Consider the following 12,730-nt stretch of genomic DNA (forward strand, 5'->3'; position numbering starts at 1 on the left):
CGCCTTTCGAGCGTGTAGCCACCTGCTGGATGTCCAGTCTAGGGGGGTGACGAAAGGGTGGAGCAACCGGAGGGTGCACTTCCTACGCCATCCGAATGGCAAAGGAAGATCCGTTTCCGGCGCGGCGGCCCTGCGCCGTGCACGTGGCCGTGCGCGCGGTGCCGCCACCTCCGTTCAACTTGACGCGCGCCCGGGGGAAACGGTTGCTCGCCGCTGCCTTACGGGTGAGCCTCCCCGCGGATGACCGCGAGCAGTCCGTCCAGCTCGTCGGCCTTGAGCAGCACGTCGCGGGCCTTGGAGCCCTCGCTCGGGCCGACGATCCCGCGGGACTCCATCAGGTCCATGAGCCGGCCTGCCTTGGCGAAACCCACCCGCAGTTTGCGCTGGAGCATCGAGGTGGAGCCGAACTGCGTGGTGACCACGAGCTCCGCCGCCTGGCACAGCAGGTCCAGGTCGTCGCCGATGTCCTCGTCGATCTCCTTCTTCTGCTTCTGCCCGACCGTGACGTCGTCCCGGAAGACGGGCGCCATCTGGTCCTTGCAGTGCTGCACGATCCCGGCGATCTCGTCCTCGGTGACGAAGGCGCCCTGGAGGCGGACCGGTTTGTTGGCACCCATCGGCAGGAACAGCCCGTCGCCCTTGCCGATCAGCTTCTCGGCACCCGGCTGGTCGAGGATGACCCGGCTGTCCGCGAGGGAGGAGGTGGCGAAGGCGAGCCGTGAGGGCACGTTCGCCTTGATCAGGCCGGTGACGACGTCCACCGAGGGCCGCTGCGTGGCGAGCACCAGGTGGATGCCGGCCGCACGGGCCAGCTGCGTGATCCGGACGATGGAGTCCTCGACGTCGCGCGGGGCCACCATCATCAGGTCGGCGAGCTCGTCGACGATCACCAGCAGGTACGGGTACGGGCTCAGCTCGCGCTCACTGCCCGGCGGCAGTTTGATCTTGCCGTCCCGGATGGCCTGGTTGAAGTCGTCGATGTGCCGGTACCCGAAGGCGGCCAGGTCGTCGTAGCGCAGGTCCATCTCGCGCACGACCCACTGCAGGGCCTCGGCGGCCCGCTTCGGGTTGGTGATGATCGGCGTGATCAGGTGCGGGATGCCCTCGTAAGCCGTCAGCTCGACGCGCTTGGGGTCCACCAGCACCATCCGGACGTCCTCCGGGGTCGCGCGGACCATCACCGAGGTGATCAGGCAGTTGATGCAGGAGGACTTGCCGGAGCCGGTGGCGCCCGCCACCAGCACGTGCGGCATCTTGGCCAGGTTGGCCATGACGTAGCCGCCCTCGACGTCCTTGCCGAGGGCGACGAGCATCGGGTGGTCGTCCTCCGCCGCGTCCGCGAGGCGCAGGACGTCGCCGAGGTTGACCATCTCGCGGTCGGTGTTCGGGATCTCGATGCCGACCGCCGACTTGCCGGGGATCGGGCTGATGATCCGGACGTCCGGGGACGCCACCGCGTAGGCGATGTTCTTCGCCAGCGCCGTGATCCGCTCGACCTTCACGGCCGCGCCCAGGGTCACCTCGTAGCGGGTGACCGTCGGACCCCGGGTGAAGCCGGTGACCTTCGCGTCGACCTTGAACTCGGTGAACACGTTCGTCAGGGAGCTGACGACGGCGTCGTTCGCGGCGCTGCGCGTCTTGCCGGGGCCACCGCGCTCCAGCAGGTCCAGCGACGGCAGCGAGTACGTGATGTCCCCGCGCAGCTGGAGCTGCTCGGCGCGCGGCGGCAGCGGCTGGCTCTTCTCCGGCGCGGCCTTGGTCAGGTCGGGCACCGCCAGCGTCCCGGACACCGCCGCGGTGGTGTCGTGCGGCTCCCCGGCCGACGGCGCCGCGGGAGCCGTCGTGGGAGCGGCCGGTACGGGGCGCTCCGCGCGCGCCGGCGGCACCGGTGCGGTCGGCTCCGCGCCCTCCCGGTCGGGGGTGATCCCCTGGGTCAGGTCGGCGACGAGCGGCGACGGCGGCAGCCCGCCGTCCAGCGCGGCGGCCGCCGCGGCGGCCACGTCGACGGCGTCCATCTCGCGGTCCATGGCCGGCCGGGCCGAGCCGCGCCGCGGGCGGCGGCGCCGGGCGAGCGCCTCCTCCTCGGCGACGTCCGCCGGGTCGCCGGACAGCGCGTCGGCGCCGCCGCGGACCCGCCACCGCTCCGGGTCGTGCCGCTCGCCGGGGGCCGCGCCGGCCTCCCGGTCCCCGTAGTCCTCGTCGTACTCGTTCGGCGCGATGATCCCGAGCCGGATGCCGAGCCGCCGCAGCCGCTGCGGGATCGCGTTGACCGGGGTCGCGGTGACCACCAGCAGTCCGAAGACCGTCAGCAGCACCAGCATGGGCACGGCGAGCGGGGCGCCCATCGTGAAGATCAGCGGCTTGGAGGCGGCCCAGCCGATGAGTCCGCCCGCGTCCTGCATGGCGGTGGTGCCCTCGTCGCGGCCGGGAGCCCCGCACGCGATGTGGACCAGGCCCAGGACGCCGACGGCCAGGGCGGAGAGCCCGACGCCGATGCGCCCGTTGGCGTCGGCCTGCTCGGGGTGGCGGATGAAGCGCACCGCCATGACCCCGAGCAGGACCGGCGCGAGCAGGTCGAGCCGGCCGAAGGCCCCGGTGACCAGCATGGTGACCAGGTCTCCGACGGGACCGTTCAGGTTCGACCAGGTTCCGGCGGCGACGATCAGCGCGAGGGCGAGCAGCAGCAGCGCCAGGCCGTCCTTGCGGTGGGCCGGGTCGAGGTTCCTGGCGCCCTGGCCGATGCCGCGGAAGACCGCGCCGACCGCGTGCGCGCAGCCGAGCCAGACGGCGCGCACCAGCCGCACCACACCGCCGGTCGGGGAGGGCGCGGGCCTGGCCGCGACCTTCTTGACCGGGGCGCGCCGAGCGGCCGCGGCCTTCTTCGCGGGAGGCTTGCGCGCGGGAGCCGCTTTCTTCGCCGGCGCCGTCGTACGGCCGGTGCGGCCCTTCGCGGTGCTCGGGGAACCCTTACCGGACGTACGTGAGGCCATGGGGCCGAGGTTACCGGTGCGCACGCCGGTGGACACGCGTGCCCACCCCTTCACCCGTTCGTGTCGCCCGCACCGGCGGCGCTTTGACGCGCCGCCAGACCTGACGCACGCCCAGTACGCCTTCCGGCCGGGCTCCTTCGCCTGGCGGGCTCGTCGGCCGGGCTCCTTCGCCGGGCAGCGGCCGAAGGCCGGGGACGGAGCCCGGCGGCCGCACGACCGCGGTACCCCGCTGCGGCGGAGCCGGTCGTCCGGTTCAGCCCTGGGCGGGCAGCATCGCTCCACCGCCGGTACCGGGCTCCAGCGCGTCGAGCGCCCGTCGCAGCCCGGTCAGTTTGCGCTCCAGGTGGGCGGCGGTCGCCACCACCGCGGCGTCGGCCGAGTCCTCGCCGAGCTGCTTGGTCAGTGCCTCCGCCTGCTCCTCGACCGCCGCGAGCCGCGCGGACAGCTCGGCCAGCAGTCCGGCCGTCTCCTTGCTGGCGTCCACGCCGTCGGAGCCGCCGCCCTCCAGCTGGAGCCGCAGCAGCGCCGCCTGCTCGCGCAGTTGGCAGTTCTTCGTGTACAGCTCCACGAAGACCGACACCTTGGCCCGCAGCACCCAGGGGTCGAAGGGCTTCGAGATGTAGTCCACCGCACCCGCCGCGTACCCGCGGAACGTGTGGTGCGGACCGTGGTTGATCGCGGTGAGGAAGATGATCGGGATGTCCCGGGTCCGCTCCCGCCGCTTGATGTGCGCGGCCGTCTCGAACCCGTCCATCCCCGGCATCTGCACATCCAGCAGGATGACCGCGAAATCGTCCGTCAGCAGCGCCTTGAGCGCTTCCTCCCCGGACGACGCCCGGACCAGTGTCTGATCGAGCGCGGAGAGGATGGCCTCCAGCGCCAGCAGATTCTCCGGCCGGTCGTCGACCAGGAGGATCTTGGCCTTCTGCACCATGCCCTGTCCTCCTCGCCCCGGCATGGGGCCTCCCCGGCTCCTGGCTCCGGCCTGTGCGCCGGGCCCCGCCCCAGAGGACGGCATCCTTGCGCCGTCCGTCCTTGTGCCGGTCATCGTAGCCCCAGTCCCGAGATCGCCACACCCTGTCACCAAGATGTCACTGTGCACGAAGCGGAAACGCGGCGGGGTGCCAGAAGGTTCCCCGCCCGCCGTCCGCCCACGCGCCTGCGGCCGCCCGGCGGCGGCCCTTGCCCTGCGTATGCCCGCCCCGACTCACTTTCCCCGCATCCACTGCTCCATCACGGACAACAGGAAGTCGGGGTCGACGGGCTTGGTGACGTAGTCGGAGGCCCCGGAGTCGATCGCCTTCTCCCGGTCGCCCTTCATCGCCTTCGCCGTCAGCGCGATGATCGGCAGCCCCGCGAACTGCGGCATCCGCCGGATCGCCGACGTCGTCGCGTACCCGTCCATCTCGGGCATCATGATGTCCATCAGGACGACCGTCACGTCGTCGTGCTGCTCCAGGACCTCGATGCCCTCCCGGCCGTTCTCCGCGTACAGCACGGACAGCCCGTGCTGCTCCAGCACACTGGTGAGCGCGAACACGTTGCGTACGTCGTCGTCCACGATGAGCACCTGCTCGCCCCGGAAGTCGTACGTCCGCGGGACCACCGGAAGCTCTTCCTCCGCGTTGCCCCAGCCGTCCTCGGCGCCCACCGTGCCGGGCTGCCCCGGCACGGCTGTACGCGGCTCCTGGTCGCTCGCCGCCTTGCGCCGCCGCCGGAACAGCGCGCCCGGACCGCCCCCCTGCCCCGCATGCTCGGCGGCCGGCAGCGAGGCCCGCACCGGCTGGGCCTGCACCGGCGCCGCCGCGACCGGCGGAAGCTCCGGCCTCGGCTCGTCCGCCGGCCTGCGGTACAGCTCGCCGCGCGCCCCGCCGGGCGCGGGCGGCGCGTACCCCTGCGGGGGCAGCTCGCTCGGGTGCAGCGGCAGGTACAGCGTGAAGGTGGACCCGCGGCCCGGCTCGCTCGCCGCGTGGATCTCACCGCCCAGCAGCCGGGCGATCTCCCGGCTGATGGACAGCCCGAGACCCGTGCCGCCGTACTTGCGGCTCGTCGTCCCGTCGGCCTGTTTGAACGCCTCGAAGATCACCAGCATCTTGCTCGCCGCGATCCCGATCCCGGTGTCCGTCACCGAGAAGGCGATCAGGTCCCCGTCCGCCTCGCGCAGCGACCCGGCTTCCAGCAACTGCTCCCGGATCGCCGTGGGAACATCCGCTCCGGCGGGCCGGATCACCAGCTCCACCGCCCCGGTGTCGGTGAACTTCACCGCGTTCGACAGCAGGTTGCGCAGCACCTGCAGCAGCCGCTGCTCGTCGGTGTGCAGGGTGGCGGGCAGCTCCGGGGAGACCCGTACCGAGAAGTCGAGCCCCTTCTCCGCGGTCAGCGGCCGGAAGGTGGCCTCCACGTAGTCCACGAGCTGGACCAGCGCGATCCGCGTCGGCGAGACGTCCATCTTGCCCGCCTCGACCTTCGACAGGTCGAGGATATCGTTGATCAGCTGCAGCAGGTCGGACCCGGCGCCGTGGATCGTCTCGGCGAACTCCACCTGCTTCGGCGACAGGTTCCCGTCCGCGTTGTCGGCGAGCAGCTTGGCCAGGATCAGCAGCGAGTTGAGCGGGGTCCGCAGCTCGTGCGACATGTTCGCCAGGAACTCGCTCTTGTAGCGCATCGAGACCGCGAGCTGCTCGGCCCGCTCCTCCAGGACCTGCCGGGCCTCCTCGATCTCGGTGTTCTTCACCTCGATGTCCCGGTTCTGCTGGGCCAGCAGCTCCGCCTTCTCCTCCAGCTCCGCGTTGGCGGCCTGCAGGGCCTTCTGCCGGTTCTCCAGCTCGTCGGAGCGCTCCCGCAGCTGCTCGGTCATCTCCTGCGACTGCTTCAGCAGCATCTCCGTCTTGGAGTTGACGCTGATGGTGTTGACGCTCGTGCCGATCATCTCGGCGATCTGGCTGAGGAAGTCCTTCTGGATCTGCGTGAAGGGAGTGAAGGACGCCAGCTCGATGACGCCGAGCACCTTCCCCTCGAAGAGCACCGGCAGCACGATCACGTGCGCCGGCGGCGCCTCGCCGAGCCCCGAGGAGATCCGCAGGTAGCCGGGAGGGGTGTTCTCGACGAGGATCGTCCGCTTCTCCTCGGCGACGGTCCCGATCAGACCCTCCCCCGGCCGGAAGGACGTCGGCATCTGACCCCCGGCGTACGCGTAACTCCCGCGCATCCGCAGCTCGTACGAACCGTCCGCGCCCCCCTCCGTCCCGATCTCGGTGGTCCCGCCCGCCGGCAGCGCCAGGAAGAAGGCGCCGTGCTGCGCCGAGACCACCGGGGTGAGCTCGCTCATGATCAGCTTGGCCACGTCGTCCAGCTCCCGGCGCCCCTGCATCAGGGCCGAGATCCGGGCGAGGTTGCCCTTGAGCCAGTCCTGCTCCTTGTTGGCGAGGGTGGTGTCGCGGAGGTTGACGATCATCGTGTTGATGTTGTCCTGGAGGACCTGGATCTCCCCCGCCGCGTCCACGTCGACCTTCAGGCTGAGGTCGCCGCGGGTCACCGCGGTGGCCACGGCCGCGATCGCGCGGACCTGCCGGGTGAGGTTGCCGGCCATCTCGTTCACGGACTCGGTGAGGTCCCGCCACGTGCCGTCGACGTCCCGGACGCGGGCCTGACCGCCGAGGATGCCCTCCGTGCCCACCTCGCGGGCGACCCGGGTGACCTGGTCGGCGAAGGAGGACAGCTGGTCGACCATCGTGTTGATGGTCGTCTTGAGCTCCAGGATCTCGCCCCGGGCATCGATGTCGATCTTCTTGGTCATGTCGCCCTTGGCGATGGCGGTCGTGACCATGGCGATCTGCCGCACCTGACCGGTGAGGTTGGAGGCCATGAAGTTCACCGAGTCGGTGAGGTCCTTCCACGTCCCCGATACGCCCGGCACGTGCGCCTGGCCGCCGAGCCGGCCCTCGGTGCCCACCTCGCGGGCCACGCGCGTGACCTCGTCCGCGAACGACGACAGGGTCTTCACCATCGTGTTCACGGTGTCCGCGAGCTGGGCGACCTCGCCCCGCGCCTCGACGGTGACCTTCTTCGTCAGGTCGCCGTTGGCCACCGCCGCCGAGACCTGCGCGATCCCGCGCACCTGGGCCGTCAGGTTCCCGGCCATGGTGTTGACGTTGTCGCTGAGGTCCTTCCAGATGCCGGTGACCCCGCGCACCCTGGCCTGCCCGCCGAGGATGCCCTCGGTGCCCACCTCGCGGGCCACCCGGGTCACCTGCTCCGCGAACGAGGACAGCTGGTCCACCATCGTGTTCACGGTGGTCACCAGCTCCAGGATCTCGCCCTTCGCGTCGACGGTGATCTTCTTCGACAGGTCGCCCATGGCGACCGCCGTGGTGACCTCGGCGATGTTGCGGACCTGCGAGGTCAGGTTGTTGGCCATGAAGTTGACGGACTGCGTGAGGTCCTTCCAGGTGCCGGAGACACCCTTGACCTCGGCCTGCCCGCCGAGGATGCCCTCGGTGCCGACCTCCCGGGCGACCCGGGTCACCTGCTCCGCGAAGTTCGACAACTGGTCGACCATCGTGTTCAGGGTGTTCTTCAGCTCCAGGATCTCGCCCCGGGCGTCCACGTCGATCTTCTGCGACAGGTCGCCGCGCGCCACCGCGGTGGCGACCTGGGCGATGTTGCGGACCTGCGAGGTCAGGTTCCCGGCCATGCCGTTCACCGAGTCCGTCAGGTCCCGCCACACGCCGGCCACGCCGGGCACCTGGGCCTGACCGCCGAGACGGCCCTCCGTCCCCACGTCCCGGGCGACCCGCGTCACCTGCTCAGCGAAGGCCGAGAGCTGGTCGACCATCGTGTTGATGGTGTTCTTCAACTCCAGGATCTCGCCCCGGGCGTCCACGTCGATCTTCTGCGACAGGTCGCCGCGCGCCACCGCCGTGGTCACCTGGGCGATCTGGCGCACCTGCGAGGTCAGGTTCCCGGCCATGAAGTTGACCGAGTCGGTCAGCTCCTTCCAGGTACCGGACACCCCCTCCACGCGGGCCTGACCGCCTAGGCGGCCCTCCGTCCCCACGTCCCGGGCCATCCGCGTGACCTGGTCGGCGAAGGAGGACAGCTGGTCGACCATCGTGTTCACGGTGTTCTTCAGCTGGAGCATCTCGCCGGAGACGTCCACGGTGACCTTCTGCGACAGGTCGCCGTTGGCCACCGCCGTCGTCACCTGCGCGATGTTGCGCACCTGGCCGGTCAGGTTGCGGAAGGCGGTGTTCACCGAGTCGGTGAGGTCCTTCCAGGTACCCGCGGCCCCCGGCACCTGCGCCTGCCCGCCCAGTTCGCCCTCGACGCCGACCTCACGGGCCACGCGCGTCACCTCGGCGCCGAAGGACTGGAGCTGGTCCACCATCGTGTTGACGGTGTTCTTCAGCTCCAGCATCTCGCCGGCCACGTCGACCGTGACCTTCTGCGACAGGTCGCCGTTCGCGACCGCCGTCGTCACCTGCGCGATGTCCCGCACCTGGGTGGTGAGGTTGCGGAAGACCGTGTTCACCGAGTCGGTGAGGTCCTTCCACGTTCCGGCGGCCCCCGGCACCTGCGCCTGCCCGCCGAGCAGGCCCTTCGCACCGACCTCGCTGGCCACCCGGGTGACCTCGTCGGCGAAGGTCCGCAGCGTCTCGGTCATCTGGTTGATCGTTTCGGCCAGCTGCGCCACCTCGCCGCGCGCGCTCACCCGGACCTTCTGCGACAGGTCGCCGTTCGCGACCGCCGTCGTCACCTGGGCGATCCCGCGCACCTGGGCCGTCAGGTTCCCGGCCATGGTGTTGACCGAGTCGGTCAGGTCCTTCCAGACGCCCGCGACGCCGGGCACCTTCGCCTGGCCGCCCAGCTCGCCCTCCGTACCCACCTCGCGGGCGACGCGCGTCACCTCGGAGGAGAAGGACGACAGCTGGTCCACCATCGTGTTCACGGTGTTCTTCAGCTGGAGCATCTCGCCGGCCACGTGCACGGTGACCTTGCGCGACAGATCGCCCTTCGCCACGGCGGTCGTGACGAGAGCAATGTCACGTACCTGGGCGGTGAGCCGGTACGCCATCGTGTTGACGGAGTCGGTCAGGTCCTTCCAGGAACCCGACATCCCCCGGACCTGGGCCTGCCCGCCCAGTTTGCCCTCGGTACCGACCTCCAGCGCCACGCGGGTCACCTCGTCGGTGAACGCGGACAGCTGGTCGACCAGGTTGTTGACCGTACGGCCGACCTTCAGGAACTCCCCGCGCAGCGGGTGCCCGGCTCCCTCGGCGGCCTGCGTCCGCAGGTCCATCCGCTGGTCCAGGTCGCCCTCGGCGACCGCGGACAGCACCCGGCCCACCTCGGACACCGGGCGGGCGAGGTCGTCGACCAGCTGGTTCGAGGCGTCGATCGCGGCCGCCCAGGAGCCCTCGCAGGCACCTGTTTCCAGCCGTTCGCTCAGCTTGCCCTCACGGCCCACCATCCGCCTGACGCGGGACAGTTCCCCGGTCAGGTGCAGGTTCCGGTCGGCGACCTCGTTGTAGACGGCGGCGATCTCCGCCATCACCCCGTCGCCGGACACCGTCAGCCGCTTGCGGAAGTTCCCGTCCCGCATCGACACCAGGGCCGTGAGCAGCCGGTTCAGGGCGGCGGTATCGACCTCCGTCGTGCCACTGCGCCGGGAACGTCCGCCCTTCGGCCGCGTTCCCGTACGCCGCACCGCTGCGCCAGACTCCACCGTGTCCCTCCCGAAAGGGTCGACCACTGTTCCACCGGACACCGGACTCCTCGCGAGCCGGCTCTCCAAGCCTGCCCAGTGTTTCACCCTGGCCGAACCCGGCCATAACACTTCGGCACCATCGCACACCGGCCGTACCCTGCGGGTGGATTCCCCGACGACGGCACCATGCCGACCGCGAAGGTAAGTAACCTGGCACCCGATGTCCAACCGCGTCGAAGGAGACTCGTGATCACGGCACGGGCGGCTGCCAGTTTCGACCCCCTCGGGCGTTCGGTCGCCGCAGCCCGCGCGTTCGTCCGCGACACCCTGCACGGCTGGGGCTTCGCGGACATCGTCGACGACGCGGTGGTGCTCACGAGCGAGCTCGTCACCAACGCCGTGGTCCACGCCGGAACCCGGGCCGAGGTCCTGTGCCTGCGCGCGGAGGACGGCGTACGGGTCGAGGTCGCCGACCGGTACCCGGAGCGGGAGCTGCCGCTCCAGCACCCCGGTGAACGCCCGTACGCCGACCCCGACCGCGAGAACGGCCGCGGGCTGATGCTCTGCGCCGCGCTGGCCACCCGCTGGGGCGTCGAGTACACGGCCACGCACAAGCACGTCTGGTTCCGCATCGACCTTCCAGACCGGCCGGTCGGTACCCGCTCGGCGGGGCCCGTCATCCCCGACCAGATGCTGCCGCTCGCCGACAGCCGGGTCCGCGTCGCCGTCCTGCAGATCGACGGCGACGACGCCGTCTCCGCCTGGAACGAGGACGCGGAGCACATCTTCGGCCATCCCTCCGAGAAGGCCGTGGGGCGCCCGCTCGCCGAGCTCGCCGCCTGGCCGCAGACCCCCGGCACGGGCACCGGCATCGCCGAGGCCCTGCGCCTCTCCCGCTGGGAGGGCAGCTACGGCATTCGCGGCGCCGACGGCCGCGTCATCCCCGTTTACGCCTCCCACCTGCGGGTCCGCGACGCCCACGGCGAGCCCTCCATCGTCTGTCTCCTCGTCCACGACGACGAGCGCGCCCTCCTCCAGACCCCGTCACGGATCCCGGGCGCCGACAGCGGCCAGCTCACCGAGCCCCGCCCCGCGGACCCCTTCGAGGTGTTCATCGGCTCCCCCGCCCCCGACGACCTCGACGGGCTGCTCCAGCGCACCGTCGAACGGGCCCGCGACCTCCTCGACGCCGACGCCGCCTTCCTGCTGCTGGCCACCGACGACGAGACCGAGCTGGAGGTCCGGGCCACGACCGGCCTGCCCTCCACCCGCCAGCGCTTCGCCCGCGTCCCCGTCGAGGCCGGCACCAACCGGTACGGCTCGGCCCGGATGCCCGCCGTCCACGACGACCTGACGGCCGTCCCCGGGGCCGTACCGCTGCTGGAGTCGACCGGCATGCGCTCGGTCATCACCGTCCCGCTCAAGGTTGAGGGCCGGCTCACCGGCTCCCTCGGCGTGGCCGCGGAGGTCCCGGGCCGCTACTCCAACGAGGAGGCGCTGCGCCTCCAGTTCGCCGCCGACCGCATCGCGCTCGCCGTGGAGTCCGCCCGGCTCGGCGAACTGGAACGCCTGCGCCGCGGCTCCCTGTCCTTCCTCGTCGAGGCCTCCGACCTGCTGGCGGGCACCCTCGACCGGGACCAGACCCTGGCCCTCATGGCCCAGATGACCGTCCCGACGCTCGCCACCTGGTGTGCCGTCTACACGATCGCCGACCAGTCCTCGGACCCGTTCCTCTCCTACGTCCTCCACGAGGACGAGGAGCGCATCGACGGTCTCAAGGAGCTCCTCTCCCGGGTCAGCGCGCCGGAACCGGTCCGCGAGGCCGGCGCCCGCCCGTGGCCCGAGACCGCCCGGGCCGTCGGCGGAGAGACCGTCGTGCTCCCCCTCCTGGCCCGCAACCGCGTGATCGGCCTGCTGACGCTCGGCAAACCGTCCGAGGAGCACTTCCGCCAGGAGATCCTCGAACTTGCGGAAGACCTCTCCCGCCGGGCCGCCCTCGCCCTGGACAACGCCCGCCTGTACTCCGAGCGCACCGCGATCAGCCGCGCCCTCCAGCGCAGTCTGCTGCCGCCCGACTCCCCCGCCATTCCCGGCATGGAGGTCGAGGTCATCTACCGCGCGGCGGGCGAGGGCAACGACGTGGGCGGCGACTTCTACGACGTCTTCCCGATCCGCGACGGCGCGTACGGCTTCGCCATCGGCGACGTCTGCGGTACGGGCCCGGAGGCCGCGGCCGTCACCGGCCTGGCCCGGCATGCCCTGCGCCTCCTGGCCCGCGAGGGCCTCGGCGCCGCCGCGGTCCTGGAGCGGCTGAACGCGGCCATCCTCGACGAGGGCGCCCGCAGCCGCTTCCTCACCCTTCTGTACGGCGAGCTGCACCCCCAGCCCGACGGTGGCGCCCTCATGAAGGTCGTCTGCGCCGGCCATCCGCTCCCCCTGCGGCTGCGACCGAACGGCGAGGTCATCCCGGCGGCCGATCCGCAGCCCCTGCTGGGCGTGATCGAGGACCTGGAGCTGTACGAGCAGACCCTCACCCTGGATCCGGGCGACGTCCTGCTGTGCGTCACGGACGGCGTGACGGAGCGCCGTGAGGGAACCCGCATGCTCGGCGACGACGGCCTGGCGGAGGTCCTGACCACCTGCACGGGCCTCACCGCCGGCGCGGTCGCGTCCCGCGTCCTGCGGGCGGTCGAGCGCTTCGCGGCCGAGCCGGCCTCGGACGACATGGCCATCCTGGCCCTCCGCGTCCCCCAGCCCCGCGAGGGCGACTAGCGCGCACGCCCCTGAGCAGCCCGTTGGTACGGTCTCCGCGCGAACGGGCTGCGGCTGGCCGGTGCCCTCTGGCCGGCGAGCCCGGAAACGCAAGAAGGCCCCCACCGAATGGTGGGGGCCTTCTTTGTTGGAGCCCTTTAACGGAATCGAACCGTTGACCTTCTCCTTACCATGGAGACGCTCTACCGACTGAGCTAAAAGGGCGGGTTGTTCGGCGGCGTCCTACTCTCCCACAGGGTCCCCCCTGCAGTACCATCGGCGC

Annotated in this window: 4 protein-coding genes and 1 tRNA gene; 1 reads left to right on the plus strand and 4 read right to left on the minus strand. The window is 71.3% G+C overall.

Annotated elements, in window-relative coordinates; genetic code table 11:
• Positions 1-218 precede the first annotated feature (218 nt).
• The 3 genes from ACFWW8_RS22190 to ACFWW8_RS22200 form a co-directional block, all read right to left on the minus strand.
• On the minus strand, positions 219-2,990 hold the full coding sequence (locus ACFWW8_RS22190) for a DNA translocase FtsK (protein WP_386530660.1): 2,772 nt from the start codon (positions 2,988-2,990) through the stop codon (positions 219-221).
• 253 nt (positions 2,991-3,243) lie between these two features.
• Complete coding sequence (locus ACFWW8_RS22195; RefSeq protein ID WP_386530661.1) at positions 3,244-3,924, minus strand: two-component system response regulator; 681 nt, start codon at positions 3,922-3,924, stop codon at positions 3,244-3,246.
• 273 nt (positions 3,925-4,197) lie between these two features.
• Positions 4,198-9,714 (minus strand): HAMP domain-containing protein, encoded by a 5,517-nt coding sequence (locus tag ACFWW8_RS22200; RefSeq protein WP_386530662.1) that lies wholly within the window; start codon positions 9,712-9,714, stop codon positions 4,198-4,200.
• A 168-nt stretch (positions 9,715-9,882) separates the two neighbouring features.
• Between ACFWW8_RS22200 and ACFWW8_RS22205 the strand changes: the two genes are divergently transcribed.
• On the plus strand, positions 9,883-12,468 hold the full coding sequence (locus ACFWW8_RS22205) for a SpoIIE family protein phosphatase (protein WP_386530663.1): 2,586 nt from the start codon (positions 9,883-9,885) through the stop codon (positions 12,466-12,468).
• Positions 12,469-12,596: 128 nt separating this feature from the next.
• Here the strand turns inward: ACFWW8_RS22205 and ACFWW8_RS22210 are convergent.
• A tRNA-Thr gene (locus tag ACFWW8_RS22210) sits at positions 12,597-12,672 on the minus strand.
• Positions 12,673-12,730 lie beyond the last annotated feature (58 nt).

Origin of the sequence: Streptomyces sp. NPDC058701, assembly GCF_042715295.1 — a bacterium.
Lineage (GTDB): Bacteria > Actinomycetota > Actinomycetes > Streptomycetales > Streptomycetaceae > Streptomyces.

What these genes read in the sequence shown, in the direction of transcription:
- ACFWW8_RS22190 (WP_386530660.1), bottom strand. Translation starts at nt 2,990, where the DNA reads ATGGCCTCACGTACGTCCGGTAAGGGTTCCCCGAGCACCGCGAAGGGC.
- ACFWW8_RS22195 (WP_386530661.1), bottom strand. Translation starts at nt 3,924, where the DNA reads ATGGTGCAGAAGGCCAAGATCCTCCTGGTCGACGACCGGCCGGAGAAT.
- ACFWW8_RS22205 (WP_386530663.1), top strand. Translation starts at nt 9,883, where the DNA reads ATGCCGACCGCGAAGGTAAGTAACCTGGCACCCGATGTCCAACCGCGT.